General features: G+C 37.6%; 21 protein-coding genes and 1 pseudogene. 17 read left to right on the forward strand and 5 right to left on the reverse strand.

The features are described 5' to 3' along the window. Nucleotides 1-31: 31 nt before the first annotated feature. Both V2H41_RS12185 and V2H41_RS12190 read left to right on the forward strand, forming a co-directional pair. Nucleotides 32-445 carry a hypothetical protein gene (locus tag V2H41_RS12185; RefSeq protein ID WP_330975436.1) on the forward strand — a complete coding sequence of 138 codons (414 nt, stop codon included), beginning with the start codon at nt 32-34 and terminating at the stop codon, nt 443-445. A gap of 108 nt (nt 446-553) precedes the next feature. Then, a complete protein-coding gene (locus V2H41_RS12190) occupies nt 554-1171 on the forward strand; it encodes a DUF2306 domain-containing protein (protein ID WP_330975437.1) in 618 nt (205 codons plus the stop codon). A gap of 974 nt (nt 1172-2145) precedes the next feature. Here V2H41_RS12190 and V2H41_RS12195 read toward each other — a convergent pair. Next, a complete protein-coding gene (locus V2H41_RS12195) occupies nt 2146-2358 on the reverse strand; it encodes a hypothetical protein (RefSeq protein WP_330975438.1) in 213 nt (70 codons plus the stop codon). Nucleotides 2359-2375: 17 nt separating this feature from the next. Here V2H41_RS12195 and V2H41_RS12200 point away from each other — a divergent pair, with 17 nt between their 5' ends. From V2H41_RS12200 to V2H41_RS12240, 9 genes and pseudogenes are all read left to right on the forward strand, one after another. Further along, nucleotides 2376-2957, forward strand: coding sequence for a YqjF family protein (locus V2H41_RS12200; RefSeq protein ID WP_330975439.1), 582 nt, complete (start codon nt 2376-2378; stop codon nt 2955-2957). A 128-nt stretch (nt 2958-3085) separates the two neighbouring features. Then, nucleotides 3086-3571 carry a DUF420 domain-containing protein gene (locus V2H41_RS12205; protein ID WP_330975440.1) on the forward strand — a complete coding sequence of 162 codons (486 nt, stop codon included), beginning with the start codon at nt 3086-3088 and terminating at the stop codon, nt 3569-3571. Between the two features lie 884 nt (nt 3572-4455). Beyond that, nucleotides 4456-4938 (forward strand): VOC family protein, encoded by a 483-nt coding sequence (locus V2H41_RS12210; protein ID WP_330975441.1) that lies wholly within the window; start codon nt 4456-4458, stop codon nt 4936-4938. A gap of 212 nt (nt 4939-5150) precedes the next feature. Beyond that, nucleotides 5151-5789, forward strand: coding sequence for a Tudor-knot domain-containing protein (locus V2H41_RS12215; protein WP_330975442.1), 639 nt, complete (start codon nt 5151-5153; stop codon nt 5787-5789). A 619-nt stretch (nt 5790-6408) separates the two neighbouring features. Then, nucleotides 6409-6939, forward strand: a complete 531-nt coding sequence (locus tag V2H41_RS12220; RefSeq protein WP_330975443.1) for an O-acetyl-ADP-ribose deacetylase — start codon at nt 6409-6411, stop codon at nt 6937-6939. 198 nt (nt 6940-7137) lie between these two features. Next, complete coding sequence (locus tag V2H41_RS12225; RefSeq protein WP_330975444.1) at nt 7138-8103, forward strand: YjgN family protein; 966 nt, start codon at nt 7138-7140, stop codon at nt 8101-8103. 2 nt (nt 8104-8105) lie between these two features. Beyond that, nucleotides 8106-9332: a M48 family metallopeptidase gene (locus tag V2H41_RS12230; RefSeq protein ID WP_330975445.1), complete on the forward strand. Its 1227-nt coding sequence runs from the start codon at nt 8106-8108 to the stop codon at nt 9330-9332. A 209-nt stretch (nt 9333-9541) separates the two neighbouring features. Beyond that, nucleotides 9542-9925 (forward strand): hypothetical protein, encoded by a 384-nt coding sequence (locus V2H41_RS12235; RefSeq protein ID WP_330975446.1) that lies wholly within the window; start codon nt 9542-9544, stop codon nt 9923-9925. A gap of 308 nt (nt 9926-10233) precedes the next feature. Then, a pseudogene (locus V2H41_RS12240) lies at nt 10234-11058 on the forward strand (alpha/beta fold hydrolase); the annotation flags it as partial. A 46-nt stretch (nt 11059-11104) separates the two neighbouring features. On the opposite strand, the gene V2H41_RS12245 reads toward V2H41_RS12240, so the two are convergent. The 4 genes from V2H41_RS12245 to V2H41_RS12260 all read right to left on the reverse strand — a co-directional run bounded on the left by V2H41_RS12245 (nt 11105) and on the right by V2H41_RS12260 (nt 15121). Beyond that, entirely contained in the window at nt 11105-12022 is a 918-nt protein-coding gene (locus V2H41_RS12245; protein ID WP_330975447.1) for a helix-turn-helix domain-containing protein, read from the reverse strand. 53 nt (nt 12023-12075) lie between these two features. Beyond that, nucleotides 12076-12837 (reverse strand): SDR family NAD(P)-dependent oxidoreductase, encoded by a 762-nt coding sequence (locus V2H41_RS12250; protein WP_330975448.1) that lies wholly within the window; start codon nt 12835-12837, stop codon nt 12076-12078. 151 nt (nt 12838-12988) lie between these two features. After that, a complete protein-coding gene (locus V2H41_RS12255) occupies nt 12989-13957 on the reverse strand; it encodes a quinone oxidoreductase family protein (protein ID WP_330975449.1) in 969 nt (322 codons plus the stop codon). A gap of 45 nt (nt 13958-14002) precedes the next feature. After that, nucleotides 14003-15121, reverse strand: coding sequence for an FAD-dependent monooxygenase (locus V2H41_RS12260; RefSeq protein ID WP_330975450.1), 1119 nt, complete (start codon nt 15119-15121; stop codon nt 14003-14005). A gap of 126 nt (nt 15122-15247) precedes the next feature. Between V2H41_RS12260 and V2H41_RS12265 the strand changes: the two genes are divergently transcribed. From V2H41_RS12265 to V2H41_RS12290, 6 genes are all read left to right on the forward strand, one after another. Then, nucleotides 15248-16192, forward strand: coding sequence for a helix-turn-helix domain-containing protein (locus V2H41_RS12265; RefSeq protein WP_330975451.1), 945 nt, complete (start codon nt 15248-15250; stop codon nt 16190-16192). Between the two features lie 164 nt (nt 16193-16356). After that, nucleotides 16357-17826 carry a class I SAM-dependent DNA methyltransferase gene (locus V2H41_RS12270; RefSeq protein ID WP_330975452.1) on the forward strand — a complete coding sequence of 490 codons (1470 nt, stop codon included), beginning with the start codon at nt 16357-16359 and terminating at the stop codon, nt 17824-17826. Between the two features lie 10 nt (nt 17827-17836). Beyond that, the gene (locus tag V2H41_RS12275) at nt 17837-18211 is read left to right on the forward strand and encodes a GxxExxY protein (protein ID WP_330975453.1); all 375 of its coding nucleotides are present in this window, start codon (nt 17837-17839) and stop codon (nt 18209-18211) included. Between the two features lie 49 nt (nt 18212-18260). Beyond that, entirely contained in the window at nt 18261-19514 is a 1254-nt protein-coding gene (locus V2H41_RS12280) for a restriction endonuclease subunit S (protein ID WP_330975454.1), read from the forward strand. Between the two features lie 18 nt (nt 19515-19532). After that, a complete protein-coding gene (tcmP, locus tag V2H41_RS12285) occupies nt 19533-20654 on the forward strand; it encodes a three-Cys-motif partner protein TcmP (RefSeq protein WP_330975455.1) in 1122 nt (373 codons plus the stop codon). A 3-nt stretch (nt 20655-20657) separates the two neighbouring features. Beyond that, nucleotides 20658-21380 carry a DUF5131 family protein gene (locus V2H41_RS12290; RefSeq protein WP_330975456.1) on the forward strand — a complete coding sequence of 241 codons (723 nt, stop codon included), beginning with the start codon at nt 20658-20660 and terminating at the stop codon, nt 21378-21380. Nucleotides 21381-21500: the final 120 nt, after the last annotated feature.

Below are 21500 nucleotides of genomic sequence, written 5' to 3' on the forward strand. Positions count from 1 at the left end.
TTATAAATATGAGTATCTCTTTGACGGTACTATGATTGAAAATTCTAAACGCCCTACCTACACTTCTTCTGAACGCGAAATAGCGAAGATTATTGAAATTCTAATGAAGAACATTAAAAAGAACTCCAACGACATCAACTTTAAAGTCGATGATTTTGGATTTGAATTATTCTTTTTTCGATACGAAGGTGACCAAAAACTGCAATTCCGAAGACGTATCGCATATAAAAAACTAAAAGGCATTAATCTTGAAGACAATGAAATCATCTTTAAAGGAGAAGCCGAAACCAATCCTGTAAATTCCTATAAATCAACTAAAGAAGAGAATCTGATTTTTGAATTCGATAAATCAAAAATTAGTGATGAAAAATTAAGAGGCTTACTAGGACTACTAAAATATATTGTATGGACAAAAGGTGTAGATCTTCCCCCATTAACTTTCTAAATCCATGCATTTCGCAATTAAAACAATATCTAAATTTGCATCCAATATAAAACAACTCTAAAATCAAAACGATTCACGAACTTATAATGGCTTTTTAACTAGTACAAGATGACACAAAGAATATCCAAAGCGATCTTTGCTCTACTTGCTATTATTATTGGCCTTTATCCAAGTATTTATTTTTTTCTGCAAGTAAGAAATATAGGTCTTTTAAGTACAAAGACTAACGAACTATTGACAAATATTTATTGGAATATTGGCTTCTATACGCATATCATTTTTGGAGGAATTTCTTTGCTGGTAGGCTGGATGCAATTCAACAAAAGACTGCTCCATCGGAAGCTCTCTCTGCACCGACTTATTGGAAAAATCTATGCCATATCTGTTTTCTTAAGTGGTCTTGCCGGTATTGGAATTGGTTTTACTGCTACCGGAGGCTTTATTGCATCCCTAGGATTTATTAGCCTGGGAATAGTTTGGGTTGCAACTACCTTACTAGCCTATCTAGAAATTAGAAACGGAAAAATTGAACAACATCGTAAGTTGATGATTTATAGCTATGCTGCTTGTTTTGCCGCAGTAACATTGAGAATATGGTTGCCCCTGCTCATGATAACTCTCGGGGATTATCTATTTGCTTATAGAATTGTAGCGTGGCTGTGCTGGGTTCCTAATATTATAGCAGCATATTTTATTGTGAAAACATTAAAACCGTATAATGCTTAAAGTCATTATACTGATAGTGCTAAAAATACTTAGCAAGTTATAAATAAGGGTGAGGAATATGTGTACACTTCAGCTATATGCATAAAAAAGTAATGAATATCATTGCTGCCGATTACTTATTTCATAGACATATGCCGGTTCAATACATAGTAAAGCATTTTAGTATGGTAAATGCTCTATAATTAATAAGAAAATATTGTTAGTACGAGAGTATTTGAGGATTCTGTGAATTGGGGCAATATAAGTCACCCGCCGTGTAAAAAGAGTAAACACACACTGTACATTATATCAGTGTTTAATTCGATGCAATCCTAACATCGAACAATTTGAAGCCACGACTATTAACCTACCCCTAATATATTTTAATTTTTTATTTGCTAAAAAGTTGATGTAACCCAATCATAGTAGATTATCAATACACAAAATTCTTTGCTTACCTATTTGAAGTGTATAAGTTTATTACAAGAATAAAGCGATATTCAGATATATTAGGTAATAAATAATTTTTAGAGAGCAGATATCCATTATTGCCTCATCTGCTTCCATAAATCTCTGCTGCGTATTTACTCTTATCGTCGCATAAGGATAAGATTCCTCCTCAATACAAAATACAAACTAAGCCATTATCAGCCGGCAGATGGTACAGTAAATCTCATCTTTATGCACCTACTTTTGTATATTTTGAAAAATAGATGAAGATTACGGATCTAATCCGTTCATCGAAAATATCGATACTACCCATGTGGAAAGAAAAGCCTATGATTACCTACTTAAAGAAGTAGACTTTGTTCAATATGATAATAGTACAGATGACGTATATGTAATTACCAGAACAGAGCCCCTGCCATAGGAATAACTATATTCTACCCCGAAGATCTAACCAGATCTCCGTTGTACCGGATTGGTACGACTGCATTACGTTCGTAAAGAGCGACGGTGTCATAAATAGCAACACCGTATAGGATACTAAGGGGTTATAACATTACTTTACAAGTATTATAAATAATCAGTAGCTTTACAATAGCCCTCAAAGCAATATTCCTGATTACCTCAATCCATAGTAGCCATGAGTAATATTTCCGAAATTCTGAAATCCACAGCACATCGCCCCTACGAATATCCGGAAAGACCCTAGTGGTACTATCAGGAGTGGAATCGGGCTTTGTTACTACATTATGAGGTACCATACGAGCTACTCAAAAAATTGGTACCTAAGGGCTTGGATATTGATACTTTCAACGGTAAGGCCTATATATCCATAATTCCGTTTACAATGGAACGATTAAGACCGCGATTACTGCCCTCACTGAGCTGGATTTCTAATTTTCAAGAAATCAATGTTAGAACTTATGTGGAGGTCGGAAATAAAAAAGGAGTTTACTTTCTTAATATTGAAGCCGGAAAATATCTTTCAGCTATCCTTACCCGAAAGTTATCCAAATTACCCTATGAAAAAGCCAATATAAAACGAGAAGGCACCACATATTACTCCAAAAATTCCAAAAAAGGATTCTGGCTAGATGTAGCCTATACCGTTGGCGAAACAATCCAGCAAAAGTCAGAGCTAGATATCTGGCTGACGGAAAGATACTGCTTATATCTGAAATCACAGGATACATTGTATCGCTATGACGTGCATCACAGAGAATGGGAACTAAAGGAGGTTACCGTAACTCGTTTGGACATTCATTACCCCATCGGAGAACTACTATTGAATTATCCTGCAGATTTAACACACTACTCCAACGGTGTTCAAGTGCTAATTTGGGATAAAGTAAAAATATAAGTGGGGTTCGTGTAAAAAACTACTTTTGAGAAATTTGCAAGGCAGAGATGATGGATATTGCCAATTAGTATCTTATATTGCTATAGATTTTTCATATAAACTACTTAGCAACTTAACAAAACTGTCATATGAAGATATCTTTCCCTCCAAGCTTTTTAGGTGCCCGTTGTGACATTTTAATGGACATAGTAGTAATATCCATGTTTATCATCCTCCCCTTGCTATGGTATTCGTTCAAAAAAGTAAAGGTAGAGCGCAACTATAAGCTGCATAAGAACATTCAGTTAATTATGTTCGTCATTCTGTTTTTTGTAGTATTGTTGTTTGAATACGATATGCAGCAAAATGGCGGCATTTTTGAAATGGTGAAAGGGTCTTCTTATGAAGGAACATTTTTTCTAAACTTCACTATATATTTTCACACTTTCCTATCTATTACCACATCCATCATTTGGACAGTACTAATTATCGCTTCATTAATTAAGTTTGGCAAAAATCCTCGCCCCGGCAAATTCAGTAAAACGCATCGCTTGTGGGGTAAAATAGGAATGTGGGACATGGCATTAACCTGCATTACAGGTCTCATTCTTTATATCTACGGCTTCTTGTTATAATCGATATTGCCACAGCACTGGACGCGATGTATCCGCCATTCTAGGAATGAGCGGATAACGCTCCTATGATCCTGCTCAATAGATATTCCCCTCTTATCTTGAGAAAATAAAAAAATTGCGCAACTAAATAGTTACGCGTGTATTTGCAACCGATGGGTTTCATATTTTAATTATGCAACGAGATATTTTTCAGACAACTGCAGATCCAACACCATGAGCTATTATTACACTTATGGCGTTACACGCAATGACACCGAATGCAATTGCGACGAGCTTTAAAATAACACGACAGGCAGTGTCTAAGCCTTTGCGTATTCTTACCGAATGCCAACTGATCAAACGTTAATATAAAGGAAGAGAAATCTATTATTCGCTCGAAATAGAAAAATGAAAGAATTCGACAAGGGGCTGGCACAATTCCGAAAACTATGGGAACCTCGATTCAGCCAGCTTGACGACGTTCTGCAAACCATGAAAAACAAAAAACTATGAGCACGTAATCTATTTTTGACTTCATCGCCAACAAAGAAACACGCACGGTAAGCATCGAGTGCAGTTTTGCTGCAGTACCGGATCTGGGTTAGCAGGATTGGACAAAACCTGAAATGCTGAACACTTTATTGACCAAAGTAACATTACGCTGGTGCATATATGTATAATAAATCTCCCGAACCAAATGATTGAAATGAGCTTCAAAAAGGGCTTCACCATGGTGTTACACGAACTGGACTCCTTATTGCTCCACTCAAAAAATAAAAATTATGAAAAACCTCCTTCTCCTATTGCTTGCTGCTCCCTTTATTTTGAGCTACAATAACTCAAACCAAAATTCTAAAGCAAATCAAAAAAAAGATACCTTAGCTTACAAAACCCACATCACAACTATGAATACACAAAAAATCACCCCCTGTCTTTGGGTAGAAAAAGATGCCAAAGCGGTAGCCGACTATTATCTATCGATTTTCCAAGATGGCAAGTTAAAAGAATACCACCATTACGAAAACACTCCAGAAGCTGTAGCTATCAGTGGGCAAGAAACTTTTGAAATAGCCATCATTCAAATAGCAGAAATGGAATTTCAGATATTGGCAGCCGGCCCGTTTTTTAAATTCAATGAATCCATCTCTTTTGTAATCAACTGTAAAGATCAGGCAGAAGTAGACTACTACTGGGAAGCGCTCACCTCCAACGGTGGTGCAGAAGGCCAATGCGGATGGTGTAAAGACAAATACGGACTCTCTTGGCAAGTGGTACCTGTCGAATATTACGAGCTGATAAGTAGCGAAGGTCCATCCGTAAGAGCCAAAGTCATGAAAAACACCATGCGCCAGAAAAAAATCATTCTGTCAGAGCTTAAACAATCATAAGCTTCGCATTTTGAAACTTACTAGGAATAAAAGTTAAAAGCTCTATATACCTACCCAGTCTTTCCACCCATTTATTCGCTCCCTTATTGGATAAAGTTTTGTCGCTTTCAATAAAGGCCACAAAACTTTTTCTATTTTCCCCAAAATAGGTCATATAATAAATCGTTATTTTAGCCTGGAATTAATTTTTAAACATTTAACCTACTCAGATCATGAAACCAAAATTTTTATTGACACTGCTTTGGCTGATGGGCCATTATTATTTGTATGCACAAAAAATAGCCTCGGAGATTCTGGGTAAATGGGATGTTTGGATCCCAGGTGCGGTAACTTATGTAGTTACCAATGACAATCGTACCAATATGATATATCAGCACGGTGCCGCCATGAATACCCTAACCATTTATAATAATGGTAAATATACTTGGGGAGAGTATTCGGACAACATTAAAATCGTTAGCCCATGGTATGCACAGGAAGGCGTTACCTATTATCGCATCTCAGATGCACGAAAAAACACCTATGATTTCTGGTATAAAAAAGATACAGACCAACTGATTTTTTTAGCCGGAGAAGTAGGAGGCCACATAGCAACCGGAACTCGTCTTAACGGTAAAGCTACAGCTCCCTCAGAAATCAAGAAACCTGTACCCACAAAAGAAAAGCCAAAGGCTGTACCTACTGCTTTCAAAACTGGCCAGGAAGTGCTGGTAGAATGGTCAGGCAGCTGGTATAATGCCAAAATTTTGGACTACAAAGATGGTCAATATAAAATTCACTATATCGGCTGGGGAAGTACCTGGGACGAATGGGTGAAACCCTCCCGTATTAAAGCTAAGGATAAAAAGTAGCATACATGGAAAAATAGTTGTATTGCCCTTATCCAAACTAAAAAAGCTAGCAGGCCTGCCCTACACCTTTGGTCTGTTAGCTTTTTAAAGATGCGATACACACCCAACAAGTCCTCTTCATAAGCAATAACTTGAGATTCTTCATCCCAATAAAAATAGTTCGGGAGCTTTGTTGGATATTCGCTAATTCTATCAAATGCATGCGTTTCTTATAGTTCGTAGCAAGCATTTGGCTATTGCTTGTGGAAGATTTTATCCGAACGGCAGTACTAAAATCGTTAGCCAACAAATGTTCTATTGGCTTCTCTAACAATACCTATTGGATGTAGGTATCTTGTAAAGAGAGCTATAATAATCCCTCAAATCAATGAAGACATGTCGATATATCTATTATCGAGATAAGTTCTTCCTCTCCTATAGAAAGTGGATAAGGTAATATAGTGCTCCTTGCTATTTTAAATAATGATGCTCAACCTAATATCCTATCTCCACCATAATCCAACATACACAAAAGAGCAACTTAAATCCGCAAATAACTATCAGCCCATAATATTTATTAATTTTCGGTTATAATTACAATGTATATATTGAAATCAATCCCATAACCTCCAAAATTACCATGACTAGAATACAAATAATAATGGGAGATATCACCCAATGCAATGTAGACGCTATAGTAAATGCAGCCAATAGCTCATTAATGGGTGGCGGTGGTGTAGATGGAGCCATACATAGAGCCGGAGGATCTGCAATTCTAGAAGAATGTCGGAAAATTGTCGCCCGCCAAGGTGGCTGTAAAACCGGGGAGGCCGTTATTACCACTGCCGGTAAATTACCGGCAAAATATGTAATCCATACTGTCGGCCCTGTTTGGCATGGAGGCGATAACGATGAAGCCACTTTGCTCAGAAATTGTTATATCAACTCACTAAAGCTAGCGGTAGCACATCAATGTAAAACGGTGGCCTTTCCATCTATCAGTACCGGAGTATATCGTTTCCCAAAGGATAAAGCTGCAGTAATAGCGGTTACAGCTATTATAAACTTTCTGAATAATGATAAGCAAATACACAAAGTGATACTAGTTTGCTTCGATGAAGAAAATTATCGGCTATTACAGGCTGCAATGTCGGAAATCACAGCTTCATGAATATGGAGCAAAATGCTTTATAAAAATCCACTCTACTTTTTTTCACATTTCTTTTACTTTAGTATATTCACATACAATTTTGCATGACCTGTATATGGCCTGTGCTTTTAGTTTGCAATATAAAATTGCTATTAATAAGCTTAAAATGCATATACGGAAAAATACCAAAACCTGCTTTAAATTCTGATTTGTAATATTATGACTTCAGAAAATCCCATCAATCAAACTAACCAGAACTACCAGTTAGAATTTTTCGGAAAAGGTTCTGAGTATTTTAGCATTATGATCGTAAACTGGCTGTTGACGCTGGTTACTTTGGGCATTTATTATCCCTGGGCCAGAGCTAAGAAATTGCAATACATTTATGGGCAAACGGCCCTGAATGAGGAACGATTTCATTTCTCGGGCACAGGCAAGGAAATGTTTCGCGGCTTTATCAAAATCTTCATTTTTTATATCGCCGTAATTTCCATTTTCTTGCTGCTAATGAAAATGGTCAATACCTTGGCTGGTATTTTGTTCTTCTATCTGGCAATCTTAAGTATTATTCCCTTTGCCATTCATGGTGCATTCCGATACCGACTCAGTAGAACCACCTACAGAGGTATTCGCTTTGGTTATCGCGGCGACCGATATCTCTTTGTGGGATATTTTTTCCGTTGGCTGCTTTTCACCGTATTGACATTTGGTATCTATGGGGCATGGATGGCGATGAATATCCGCAGATACACACACAGTAATATCCGTTACGGCGATGTAGCATTTTCCAATGACGGAGATGGCGGGGAATTTCTCGTATTAAACCTTAAAGGCTATATTCTCAGTCTGCTTACACTGGGCATTTATATTTTTTGGTGGCAACGCGACCTGTTTAATTATTACATCAACCGCATGCGCATGATCAAGGGCGAACAAAAAATACAATGTTATTCCACAGCTACGGGTAGAGCATTTTTTAACCTTATGGTAGGAAATTTATTGTTAGTCATCTTTACTTTAGGTTTAGGTACAGCTTGGGCAGAAATGCGTACCCTCCGATTTATCTGGAACAATATTAAAATGGAAGGTAACATTAACTTAGAAGAAGTATATCAAACAGAAGATGAATACAACGACGCATTTGGAGAAGATCTTCTGGATTTCTTTGAGATAGATATTGCTTAACCATGAACAATACCACTCAAGCTGCAAAATATTTCAATGGACTCATAGCCGCATCCCAGGCAGCCTCTGTTATTATAAATGAGTTCATGGGCGAACTCCATATTCGTACTTCAAACGGAAGCGTAGCTATCTGGCTTTTACAAGATCTAGAATCTAACGACTATGGTCCTATAATGGAAATTCGAAATAAAAAATATCCGGCTGCGGTATTAAAAATAGAAGACAAGCGCTTTGCACAGCAGTTTTATAATACAATGAAACAATACAAGCGTGCAGACATCCATACACGTTTGTTGCGTCTAGGATTTAGTAAAATCACAGCCATAGCCATTGGATTATTTCTACTAATCGCAATTGCCTATATCTATATTTTACCAACTATTGCTGAAAAAGCCGCAACGCTACTTCCCGATAGTTTCGACAATAAAATTGGAGAACTTTTCATGGATAGTTTTGTAGGAGATCGCAAAATAGATTCTACAAAAACATCCTATCTACAAGCCTTTGCCGCAGAACTAGATTTAAAGAATAAAAAACCTCTACATTTTACAGTAGTGAAATCCAAACAGGTAAATGCGTTTGCACTACCTAACGGACAAATAGTGGTATATAGTGCCATCATTGATAAAATGAAAAACGCTGAAGAATTAGCTGCACTGCTAGGACACGAAGCCTCACACGTGAACCAGCGACATTCCACCAAAATGCTGTGTCGTAATCTGGCAGGTTATATGATTATTTCATTATTGTTTAACGATGTAAACGGCATCATGGCTGTTATGGCCGAGAATTTCCATCAGCTACACACGCTCTCCTACTCGCGTAAGTTTGAACAAGAAGCAGATGAACTGGGATTAAAAATTTTAATGGATAATCATATAAATCCCAATGGCATGATTCGTTTGTTTGAGGAGCTGGAAAAAGAAAACGAATTTCAATTACCCGAAATACTCAGCACCCATCCGTTAACCAAAGAACGAAAAATACATATGCAACAAATTATTTCAAAATCACCTTATCACACGAATACTCCTATACGTCTCAATGATCTTTTTGAAAAAATAAAAAAACTAAACTCGCCCCATGACAAAAATGCGTCACTACAAATTAGTACTACAAATTATAAATCGATATACAATATGTCCATTAAAACAAAAATTCTTATCCGTGCTACTTTCCATCTTAATTTTTCTTATCTTAGTAATAAGATACCGTGGACAAGGATATAGCCCTATAAACATTTCTATTAATATGTTAACCAGACAGAAAATCATACACATTATCACCATCATTACTACGTTCCGGAATTCTAAATAATCTATCGCATGAAATTACTATTGCTAGCCTTAGCAATTTTACTTACAAGTTGCTGTCATGCACAGTCTCCAATCAATAATATTTTCACTAAGTATAAAAAAATAAAGGTGTATCCGTAACAGTGTACGAAACAGATCCGTTACCGCCGATCTCCGAGAAGACTCCCGTAACATTTTCTACTAAAACATTAGAAGTAGAAAATGATGATAGCAAAAGACAACAGCGTGTCATCAAAAAAATATTAGCCAATTGTAATCAAGTATTTAAACGTAGAAAATATGTTTTGGTAGGAAGGAATAATGATGATGGAATGATTCATAAAGTATACAAATATACTAAACCCGGCATAACAGAAATTTGCGAGCTTGAACAAGAGAGAGCGCATCTTATCCTTACTGTAACCACCTTTAAAAGTACTAATATAGATGAGGTGTTCAATGTGGATTTCAAAAATTACAGCGAGGTACAGCCTTCAGCAAAAAGCAAAATCCATAAGCAGTTCTGATATCATAGCACTTTCATTCATCCACCAATACCTATTGTCGTTGATTTGCCCTGAAGCAAAATGATATTGCATTGTGCCTTTCATACATTATTTTTGCTGAAACAAGCACTATCTAAAACCAAAATTAATAGTATGAAATACAATTATTTATAAATCAATTCTCTAACCACGAAGCACCACTTGCTAAATTCTGATATAATGAAAACAACCATCTGTTCCTTGCTGCTCTTATTATGCGGCCTTAGTATGCATGCGCAAAACTTGTACTCCCGCGCTTTTGGCAATCCTAATCTAATAACCAAGCCGTCGTCTTTTTGCATGGTGGTCCGGGATATAATTGTGCCAACTTTGAAGGTACCACTGCCCAAGCCCTGGCCGACAAAGGATTTTATGTAATCGTGTACGACCGTCGCGGTGAAGGTAGAAGCAGCAGTGAGGGTGCGGAATTCACATTTAAACAAACGTTTAATGATTTGAATGAGCTGTACAGCCGGTATGGCATACAAAAGGCTATGCTGATTGGGCATAGTTTTGGCGGCATAGTAGCCTTGCTGTATACCAAACAATTTCCGGAGAAGGTGCATAGTATTGTATTGGCAGGAGCGCCCCTATCCTTGCAAGAATCATTTGCACAGATTATCGATCGATGCAAGAAGATATATCAAGCGAAAAATGATAGTTCTAATTTGAATTATCTTTCCATGCTTGAAAAGATGGACAAGAGTACGCTTCAATACAGCTCATTTTGTTTTGCACACGCAATGCAGAACGGATTTTACTCCCCACAGAAACCTACCGAGGAAGCATTGAAGCTCTATCAGCAATGGAGAGAAGATACCACACTGTCACAATATGGCTCGCAAATGACACCTCAAGCTCCACAAGGCTTTTGGCAGAACGAACACTATACAACGCTCGATCTTACCGAAACCGTGCAATCGCTCAAACAAATGGATGTAAGCATTTATGGAGTTTATGGCCAAGACGACGGATTGTACTCCGAAGCACAGATTGAAAAACTAAAATCTCTGATTGGTGCATCCCATGTATTCTATTGGGAACAATGTTCGCACAATGTGTTTATAGACCAGCAGAAGAAATTTATAGATGCAATTGGAATATGGGGACAGTAAAGCATAAGAGCTCATATCTATATCAAAAGCCACATTTGCTTGTTGGTTAGGCCATAAAACCTCTTCTGAATTCCAAAGGGCTTAGCGTGGTTTTGGCTTTGAATAATTTGCTGAATGATTGCGGATGCTCGAATCCTAATTCGTAGGCAATTTCGCTTACGCTAAGTTGGGTTGTGGATAATTTTTCTTTAGCCTTATCGATAATGAATTGCTGTATCAGCTGCTGGGTGCTTTGTCCACTAACCAATCGCAACATTTTACCCAGATAACCGGGAGATACATGCAAGGCATTAGCGAGATACTGAACAGACGGAAGTCCGTACAGTGTTGCCTGTTCGGTATTGAAATATTCTTCAAGCTGCTTTTGCAATTGATCCAGCAAGTCGTGATGCTTCTTTTCGCGTGTAATAAACTGTCTATTGTAAAATCTTTCAGAATAACTCAACAGTGTTTCGATATGCGATAAAATAATGGGCTTGCTAAAAGCATCGATATTGGCAAGATATTCATCACGTATATTGCGTACGATATCGTTTAAAATTTTTTCTTCTTTGTCGGAAAGAAACAAAGCTTCGTGAATTTCGTAGTCGAAGAAATCATACTCGCGGATTTTCTTTTGCAGATGGGTATTCCATAAAAAATCCGGATGAATCAAGAGTAACCAACCCGAACGAGCTTGCGCATCGTTCAGGTTTCGGTTTACTCTGAGCACTTGGTTGGGAGCCATAAAATACAAAACGCCTTCATCAAAATCATACTCCTGCCTGCCATAGTACAACTTATCAACACCCCTTTTCAGCGATATCACATAGATACCTAATAACAACCGATCAATATCTCCATAATATTCACGACTCAAATCTGCATAATCCACAATACTCACCAATGGATGAGCCTGTTGCGATAAGCCATGCAGCCTGTGAAACTCCTGAATGGTTTTGATATGATATGGCTCTTTGGGCATTTAGATTGGGTTAAGATTCAAAAACAATGGACATTCGTCGATAAAATTACAGCTTATAGCGCAAGTCCGCCCGAAACTTCTATGCGCTGTCCGTTTATCCAATAAGCATCATCACTACATAGGAAAGCAACGACCCCTCCGATATCTGTAGGTAAACCGGCACGTCCCAATGCTGTTACGGCTGCGATATGTGCATTGATTTCTTTGTTATCTCTCGTGCGGCCTCCACCAAAATCGGTTTCAATGGCTCCGGGTGCTACTACATTCGCCCGAATTCTTCTTTCACCAAGTTCTTTAGCCAGATAGCGGGTAAAGGTTTCCACCGCTGTTTTTAATGAGGCATAAGCCGAAGAACCTGGAAAGGTAGTACGGGTTAATCCTGACGAAATATTGACGATACCACTACCATTATTCATTAAGGGTAATACTTTTTGCGTAAGGAAATAAACGCCCTTGAAATGAATATTATAAGCGGCATCTAATTGTTCTTCGCTTACTTCTTCCACCCTACCGTACAAAGCAGTACCGGCATTGTTTATCAGAAAATCGAGCTGCTGATAGCCCTCTTTATCCAGATAAGATTTTAGATTTTCGACCAATGCGTCAAAACTTTTTGTATTGCCGGTATCCAACTGAAAAATGGCTCCTTTTACTCCTTTGGACTGTATCAATTGTAACACATCCTCTGCTGCCTGAGCTTGTGTGTGATAGGTGATGATAACATCCAGCCCTTTATCAGCCAATCGAAGTGCAATATCTCTTCCGATACCGCGACTACCGCCTGTTACTAAGGCTACTTTGTTTTTTGTTTCCATAATATCATTTGTTTTAAAAGACAAAACGAAGGTATTTTCAAATGAGCTGGTAGAACTAACTCAATCGCTCCGTTTTGTAGCCGTATCGGTAGTAGAAGAACATTACACACCACCAGGCACCTCAACATTGAATCAAAGGTTGCACCTCCGCTTAAATACGCACAACAACTCGTTTACCACTTGCATCAATACACCACGCGTCTTCTATATTCTCCAATGTATATTCAAGAATATCCATTTTGATTTTGTTATCCGCAGCAAGGCGAAAGGTTTCCGGAAGCAGATCTCTCAAAAAAAACTTCATTTCATCATCTCTCCATGTACCTAATCCAGAGCCCAATAGCGATATATCGGTTCCTCTTAATGTAGAAGAGGACAGAGTTATCTTATCTCCTGCAAGTGCGCCCACAGTAATAAAACGCGTACGATGCGAATAACCGATATTTCCCGAAAGTGCATGAAGGATGTGCTCAGCACTTGCTCCCCACAGATAATCCAACACAACATCGACAGGGCTTTGCTGATGCAAGCGTTTTACTGCAGCTGTAAAATCAGCTCCAGAACTATTCAAAGAAATTACTTCATCCGCTCCTAGGCTTATCAGTTCATCAAATACTTTTTCATTTCTTCCTGTGGCCACCACTTTGCGAGCACCATAATATTTAGCTAATTGAATAGCCATCTTACCTGTGACGCCAGTAGCTCCGTTAATCAATACCACCTCACCTTTCTGCAATTTGGCTCTGCACAATAAGACTAATGAAGACCCCATCACAGCATTGGGTAAGGCTGCAGCCATAGCATCACTAACTCCGTCGGGCAATATCAATACCTCATCCTTAGGCACAATAGCCTTCTCTGCCATCATACCGCTCAACCCTATTGCGTACACTCTTTGACCATTCTCTAAATGCCCCACCCCATCGCTTCCTACAATAAATGGCTTATCAATTGCCTTTACAGAATAGTGATTGCCGCTGGCTCTCAACTTATCCAAATTCTTAATGGCCGAAGCTTTCACCGAAATGATAAGTTCGTGCTCTTTACTTAATATCGGTTCTTCAAAGTCTGATGTATATTTTGGTAATTCACCTTTTTGAAATACTACTGCAGCTTTCATTGGATATTTGGTTTACAATTCTACAATAGCTCCCACCAAGAATGACTACACGTTTTGTATTTTCTGGAATCTTTCGATAGAAGCTTTTAATTCTTCTTCAGTTTCGGGCAGTTGATATTTCTGATTTTGAATAATACGCGATTGAATCTCTTCCGCAAAAGGCTTATGCTGCTCTTGATATTGCGCAAATGCAATTTGATGATCAGCATGAGCAGCTAATGATTTTGCGAGACAAGTCGCCCCAATCATGGCCAGGCTGGTACCCATGCCGGTAAAGAAACTTGGAGCGTGTGCCGCATCACCAACCAAGGCTACCCGTCCTTTATACCATTGCGGAACATGTACCTGACAAACCTCATCAAAAAACAAACTATCTGAATGCAACATGGCATCTAAAATCTCCGGCACTTTCCATCCTTTCTCATTACCAAAGTTGTCTTTCAAAATCTGTTTGTGTTGTTCCTTGTTACGATAGTCCCAATCCAGTTTGGGAGAACGAAACATCAACACACCATTCGCTCCGTTTAAGAACTGATAGATAAGGGCTTGTTTACCTAATGAGCGATACATGACTCCTGTATCTTTAGTTCGTCCTGTGTCAATATCTTTAGTTTCCGCAAAAGCAAAATAAGCTCCAAAAAATTGAGTAAACTGATATTCCTCTCCAAACACCAATCGTCTAACTGTAGAGTGGGTACCATCTGCACCAAAAACATAATCGAATGAATGGGTACTTCCATCTTCAAAAACAACTTTTACTGCATCATCTAGTTCTTCAAGGGTAGCAATACTAGAATTGAATAAAATTTTTACGCCATCCTTTGGAAGTGCATCATAAATGATATCTAGCAAATCACCTCGGTGGATTTCTATATCGCCTAAGTATTCGGGTTGCTTATTCAATGAAAATCGAACCAGCGTTTCTCCTTGATCATTCACAATTTCATCGGTATGAATAAATTCTTTTGCTTTAACCTGATCTCCAATGCCCATTTCCTGAACAATGTCTAGGGCTTTACCCCTGATGTCAATGGGGGAACCTCCCCGTCTCAGTCCGGAAGCATATTCCACCACAGTAACATCAAAATCGAACTTATTCAGCCAATAAGCTAAAGTCAATCCCGCAAATCCAGCTCCGGAAATTAAAACTTGCTTTTTCATCATCGGATGGTTTAAGGTAGATAATGAACGATATCCGTAGGGATATAAATGCAGATTTTTACGAAAGCAAAACTATTCATACATTTAGGAATAAAATAGTCCGAGATTGGATAAAAAATAGTCCGAAAAATGAATACACCATCCAATAATGATAAGCAATTATTCAAAGATTTTGTACAAAAGATTGGTTATGAATTTGATGAAAACACATTAGAAAACTTTGAACTGAAGTTTCAGAAAGCTTACACTTTCCTACCCGAACTCGCCATTTTTGCCGGTTCTTATTTGGTGAGAAAAACAACACAAAGAGTGACGCATCCTCCTAAAAAAATCAAAAACAATATCAGGATCTTCTTTCACAATATCATCCATACACATCAGGGCACATCGGGCAAAGAAAAACAACTTCCCTCTGTGAGGATTTCATCAGCATCAACACCGCAAACAACTATCTTCAGACAAGGTACAGAAGCCAATATTGTTTTGGTGATTATTGATGCAGATTATTTGAGAAGCTTTCTGCAATCCGATGCTGAAAAATTTGCTTTTCTATGTCATCTCGATGAGCATTTTTTAATTGAAGAAATGATGACTGACGATATTCTTCGCACTGTCAATGAAATTATTTCCGAAGGCAAAAAGCAAAAGTTGAAAGATTACTTTTATAAACTAAAGACCCTAAAACTACTGTACTATTTGTTTGAAAGTTTAAGCCAGCGTGATAGCACTAAACCGGTATTAAAGTGGAGTGAACGTGATATCACAGCAATTTACAATGTGCGCAATGCCATTGCAGCGGATTTATCGCAAGCACATACCATTAGTGAGCTCAAACGGATTGCGGGAATGAATGAACTCAAGATGCGTCAACTTTTCAAGCAAATTTTTGGCAAAGGAATATACGAATACTACCAACATCTGCGCATGACAGAAGCCGCAAGAATGCTACGCGAAGATAAACTATCGGTCTCCGAAGCCGGCTATGCCTTAGGCTTCGAAAACCTCAGTCATTTCACCCGCTTATTCGAACAACACATCGGAATGAAACCGAAGAAGTATAGTAGTCAGTTTTAGCTAAAGGGAAGATTCCTCCCTGCTTGGCAATTAAAAAAGAATAATAGTTTTCGTTGGGCTTGGTGCTGAAACGAAATGGGATTATTTCAATTAATATAGATAATCACTAAATATCCACTGAGGATATTAACTTTGAAACCAATAAATTAAGACAAAAAGGCAACATGTTCGAACAAACTTTTAAAAACATAGACGACATACTTTACAAGGACGCAGGTGCAGACAGCGAATTGGACTACATTGAACAAACTTCTTGGGTTTTGTTTTTGCGTTACCTTGACCAATTGGAAAGTGAAAAAGCGGACGAAGCCGCTTTAGAAGGAAAAGAATATCAATACATTTTGGACGAGCAATTTCGTTGGCCGAATTGGGCGATGCCTAAAACAGCAGATGGGAAACTGGACCATCACAAAGCCATGACCGGTCCGGATTTGGTTCAATTTGTTGACCATAAGCTTTTCCCCTACTTGGCAAGCTTCAAACAAAAAGCAAGTGATAATCCAAAAACGATTGAATATAAAATCGGAGAGATTTTCAGTGAGCTGAAAAACAAAGTAAAAAGCGGTTACAACCTGCGTGAAATTATAGAAATGGTGGACGAGCTGCCTTTTGGTAGTTCCAAGGACAAGCACGAACTCAGCCACTTGTACGAAACCAAAATCAAAAACATGGGCAATGCCGGCCGCAATGGCGGTCAGTATTACACCCCACGTCCTTTGATTCGTGCCATGATTGAAGTGGTGAACCCACAGATTGGCGAAAAGGTCTATGATGCCGCATGTGGGAGTGCGGGCTTCTTGTGTGAAGCATACGCCTATATGTATGAGCGTATGGAGAAGACGACCACAAATCTGAAAATCCTTCAGGAAGAAACCTTTTACGGAAAAGAGAAAAAGAACCTGGCCTACATCATTGGGGTGATGAATATGATTTTGCACGGCATCGAAGCGCCAAACATCATTCACACCAATACGCTGACGGAAAACATCAGAGACATTCAGGAGAAAGACCGTTACCACGTTATCCTAGCCAATCCTCCATTTGGCGGTAAGGAACGAAAGGAAGTACAACAAAACTTCGATATCAAAACCAGCGAAACCGCTTTTTTATTCTTACAGCATTTTATCAAAAGTCTGAAAGCAGGCGGACGAGCAGGTATCGTTATCAAGAACACATTTTTGAGCAATACCGACAATGCGTCTATTTCATTGCGCAAGTATTTATTGGAAAGCTGCAACCTGCACACCATTTTGGATATGCCGGGAGGGACATTCTTGGGGGCAGGTGTAAAAACGGTAGTCTTGTTTTTCACCAAAGGCGAACCGACCCAAAAAATCTGGTATTACCAGCTCGACCCGGGTAGAACCTTAGGCAAAACCAACCCGCTCAACGATGCGGATATGCAGGAATTCATACAACTGCAAAAGGAAAAGACCATTTCTGAGAAAAGCTGGATAATCGATATTGCAGACATAGACATGAGCACCTACGACCTCAGTGTGAAGAATCCCAATAAGAAAGAGGAAGTCAAGCTCCGCTCACCACAGGAGATTTTAGCAGAAATGGAGATGCTCGATAAAGAAGCCGAAAATGTCCGAACCTTGATTAGTAAGATTATTGGATTGCCTGATTAATTCAGTAGTGATGAAAGAACAAGAGCTTACACATAAAATCATTGGGGCGGCTATGGAAGTGCATAAGCACTTAGGCAATGGCTTTCAAGAAGTCATTTATCAACGAGCCTTAGCCATTGAGATGCAAATGCAAAATATCCATTTCGTTAGGGAGCAAGAAATGCCTTTACAGTACAAAGGCTATGATGTGGGAACCAGGCGGGTTGATTTTTTTGTGGAAGACAAAATAATGGTGGAGATAAAAGCGGTTATCAATTTAGAAGATGTGCATTTGGCTCAGGCTATGAACTATTTGGAAGCATACAATTTAGAAATCGGACTTTTAATAAATTTTGGAGCGAAAAGCTTACAGTTTAAAAGAGTTCACAATAACAAAAAGTCTTGAATCATAAGTAAAGTCTTGAACCATGATTCAAAAGGATTAAAGAATTACCATGATTAAAGAAAAATTGCAAAATATAAAATCAAGCCATCAAGCGAATCTTGAAAATCAAGGTTCAGACAATTTGCAGCACGGTTGGGAAATAAAAAAGTTGGGGGAAGTGTGCGAAATTGTTAATGGTTCTACACCGTTGAGATCGAATAAAGATTTTTGGGAAAATGGAAACTTTCCTTGGTTTACTATTGATGATATAAGAGAACAGGGAAGAATTATTAGTAAAACTAAACAAAAAGTAACCGAAGCTGCACTTTCAAAATTGAGAGTGCTACCCAAAGATACAGTCTTACTCTGTTGCACAGCTTCTGTAGGAGAATATGCTATTACAAAAATTGAACTAACTACAAATCAGCAATTCAATGGTTTAATTGTAAAAGATAGGAATATATTATCTCCTGAGTTTTTAATGCACTACTGCTCTACATTGAAGGACAAACTTTTGAATTTAAGTGGGAAGACAACAATTGATTTTATTGCAATCGGCAAACTTAAAAGTCTTGAAATCCCCCTTCCCCCTATCTCCGAACAACAACGCATTGTTTCCATTTTAGATGAAGCCTTTGCCGCCATAGACAAGGCAAAAGCCAATGCCGAACAAAACCTCAAAAACGCCAAAGAACTTTTTGAAAGCTATTTGCAAGGGGTGTTTGAGAAAAAGGGTGATGGTTGGGAAGAGAAAAAGTTAGGGGAAGTCTATGATGTTCGTGATGGAACACACGATAGTCCCAAATACCATAATCAGGGTTATCCATTGGTAACTTCAAAAAATTTAAAGAATCACAAGCTCACTTTTGATAACATAAAGTTTATCTCTGAAACAGACTACTTAAATATTAACAAGAGAAGTAAAGTTGATGTTGGAGATGTTCTTTTTGCGATGATTGGAACTATTGGAAATCCAGTAGTCATAGAAGATGAACCAAATTATGCAATAAAAAATGTTGCTCTATTCAAGGTAGGAAACAATCAGAATAGTTATTTTTTAAAGTATTTCCTTGATTCCAAGCAGACTATAGAAAAAATGATGCGAGATGCTAAAGGAACAACTCAGAAGTTTGTTGGACTAGGATACTTGAGAAGTTTTCCAATTCTTCTTCCACCACTCAAAGACCAACAAACCATCGTCCGCCAATTAGATGCCCTGCGTGCGGAAACTCAAAAATTGGAAGGGCTATATCAGAAAAAAATTGATAATTTGGAGGAGTTGAAAAAGAGCATTTTGCAGAAGGCTTTCTCAGGCGAATTATAAACTGAAAAATTATAAATAATGGGAAATCGAGATTTACATTTAAAACCTTTTGATAGTGGGACAAATGCCAAGCTCGAGATATTTGAAGATTATGCTCAGGCTTGGATTCCAACCTTTGTAATGCAATCAAATCGATTCCCTGAAATACACATTTTTGATTTCTTTTCAGGACCAGGTTATGATTCTGAAAATGTCCCAGGCAGTCCAATTCGCATATTGCAAAAAGTCAATGAGCAATTAGGAAATATTTTAACTAATAAAACGAAGATTGTTTTACATTTCAATGAATTTGAGCCAAAAAAAAAGAGTCAAAAAAAATTTAATCTTTTAAAAGAAAACTGCGAAGCATTTATTGCAGACAATCCAAAATTCAAATATTTTCTTTCTGTAAACTATTACAATGAAAATGCAGAACAGTTATTTTTCAAATTACTTCCTCAAATTCAGAAGTTTCCTTCACTTGTTTATTTAGATCAAAACGGAATAAAATTCATTTCTCAAGAATATTTATCAGAACTCGAAAAACTAAATACTACGGATTTTCTATATTTTGTCTCATCATCCTATTTCAAAAGATTAGGTGGCACAGATGAATTTAAAAAAGTGTTGGAGTTCGACATGGCTGAATTGGAAAGAGAAGCCTATCGAAATATTCACAGATTAGTTTTGCGTAAATTAAAATCCCAGTTACCCCAAAACACACAATTAAAATTATTTCCATTTTCAATTAAAAAGCATGCTAATATTTATGGAATTATTTTTGGTTCCAAAAATTATGCAGCTGTGGACAAATTCCTTGATATAGCTTGGAAAAGAAATTCTTTAAATGGAGAAGCTGATTTTGATATTGATGAAGACAGTACCAAAATTCAGTTAGATATATTTGAAGGTAAGAAGATGACGAAAATTGAAAAGTTTCAACAAGAGTTTGAAATGAATGTAATTCAGGGTAATATACCAGATAATAAGTCTGCATTAATTTATACGTACAGTTGCGGACACATCCCGAAACACGCGGTTGAAATAATTCGAAAATTGAAGAAAGAAGGAAAAATTGATTATATTGGAACAACACCAGCATTAAATTACGAGAATGTATTCAGAAAGAGAAATAGTGTGAACTATACAATTAAAAAATAAAAAATGGCACAATCGAGCATAGAGTGGACAGAAATGACTTGGAACCCGACAACGGGTTGCAATAAAATTTCAGCGGGTTGCAAATTCTGTTACGCAGAAGTAATGGCAAGACGACTGAAAGCAATGGGGGTTGAAAAATATGCTCAAGGCTTTGATTTAGCAATTCACGAAGATGAATTACAAAGACCATATGCTTGGAAAAAGTCGAAAATGGTTTTTGTGAATTCCATGAGTGACCTATTTCATAAAGATGTGCCTATTGAATTTATCCAAAAGGTTTTCAGGGTTATGAAAGAAAATCCTCAGCACGTTTTTCAAATTTTGACTAAACGGGCTGATGTACTTCTGTATTATGATAAAGAAGATTTGTTGGATTGGACACACAATATTTGGATGGGCGTTTCTGTTGAAAGCGAAAAAGAGATGAATCGCATAGACTTGTTACGACAAACCAACGCACGAGTGAAATTTTTAAGTTGCGAACCTCTAATCGGACCTTTACCTAATTTGAATTTAAAAGGCATTGATTGGGTAATAGTAGGAGGTGAAAGCGGCAGAAAACCAAGGCCAATGAAAAAGGAATGGGTATTGGATATTAAAGAACAATGCAAAAAAAATGATGTTGCATTTTTCTTTAAACAATGGGGCGGAACGAATAAAAAGAAAACTGGAAATCTTTTGGAAGGAAAACAATATTTGGAAATGCCAGAACTTGAATCCTATTGAGCAAAATCTGCAAGAAAACTAATAAATGCTCAATAGAGCGCTCAATATAAAAAATGAAAACCCTATTTAAATAAAGTGGAAGATATTAATATAGTGGAAGATTATTTGATAATATCGAAA

Origin of the sequence: Niabella digestorum (assembly GCF_036409055.1) — a bacterium.
Lineage (GTDB): Bacteria > Bacteroidota > Bacteroidia > Chitinophagales > Chitinophagaceae > Niabella > Niabella composti.

Bases quoted from the DNA above. Each gene is read 5' to 3' on its own strand.
- V2H41_RS12275 (WP_330975453.1), top strand. From the start codon at position 17,837: ATGAAAGAACAAGAGCTTACACATAAAATCATTGGGGCGGCTATGGAA.
- V2H41_RS12225 (WP_330975444.1), top strand. From the start codon at position 7,138: ATGACTTCAGAAAATCCCATCAATCAAACTAACCAGAACTACCAGTTA.
- V2H41_RS12230 (WP_330975445.1), top strand. From the start codon at position 8,106: ATGAACAATACCACTCAAGCTGCAAAATATTTCAATGGACTCATAGCC.
- V2H41_RS12260 (WP_330975450.1), bottom strand. From the start codon at position 15,121: ATGATGAAAAAGCAAGTTTTAATTTCCGGAGCTGGATTTGCGGGATTG.
- V2H41_RS12290 (WP_330975456.1), top strand. From the start codon at position 20,658: ATGGCACAATCGAGCATAGAGTGGACAGAAATGACTTGGAACCCGACA.
- V2H41_RS12265 (WP_330975451.1), top strand. From the start codon at position 15,248: ATGAATACACCATCCAATAATGATAAGCAATTATTCAAAGATTTTGTA.
- V2H41_RS12255 (WP_330975449.1), bottom strand. From the start codon at position 13,957: ATGAAAGCTGCAGTAGTATTTCAAAAAGGTGAATTACCAAAATATACA.
- V2H41_RS12190 (WP_330975437.1), top strand. From the start codon at position 554: ATGACACAAAGAATATCCAAAGCGATCTTTGCTCTACTTGCTATTATT.
- V2H41_RS12270 (WP_330975452.1), top strand. From the start codon at position 16,357: ATGTTCGAACAAACTTTTAAAAACATAGACGACATACTTTACAAGGAC.
- V2H41_RS12215 (WP_330975442.1), top strand. From the start codon at position 5,151: ATGAAACCAAAATTTTTATTGACACTGCTTTGGCTGATGGGCCATTAT.
- V2H41_RS12195 (WP_330975438.1), bottom strand. From the start codon at position 2,358: ATGGTACCTCATAATGTAGTAACAAAGCCCGATTCCACTCCTGATAGT.
- V2H41_RS12250 (WP_330975448.1), bottom strand. From the start codon at position 12,837: ATGGAAACAAAAAACAAAGTAGCCTTAGTAACAGGCGGTAGTCGCGGT.
- V2H41_RS12280 (WP_330975454.1), top strand. From the start codon at position 18,261: ATGATTAAAGAAAAATTGCAAAATATAAAATCAAGCCATCAAGCGAAT.
- V2H41_RS12220 (WP_330975443.1), top strand. From the start codon at position 6,409: ATGACTAGAATACAAATAATAATGGGAGATATCACCCAATGCAATGTA.
- V2H41_RS12205 (WP_330975440.1), top strand. From the start codon at position 3,086: ATGAAGATATCTTTCCCTCCAAGCTTTTTAGGTGCCCGTTGTGACATT.
- tcmP (WP_330975455.1), top strand. From the start codon at position 19,533: ATGGGAAATCGAGATTTACATTTAAAACCTTTTGATAGTGGGACAAAT.
- V2H41_RS12210 (WP_330975441.1), top strand. From the start codon at position 4,456: ATGAATACACAAAAAATCACCCCCTGTCTTTGGGTAGAAAAAGATGCC.
- V2H41_RS12245 (WP_330975447.1), bottom strand. From the start codon at position 12,022: ATGCCCAAAGAGCCATATCATATCAAAACCATTCAGGAGTTTCACAGG.
- V2H41_RS12185 (WP_330975436.1), top strand. From the start codon at position 32: ATGATTGAAAATTCTAAACGCCCTACCTACACTTCTTCTGAACGCGAA.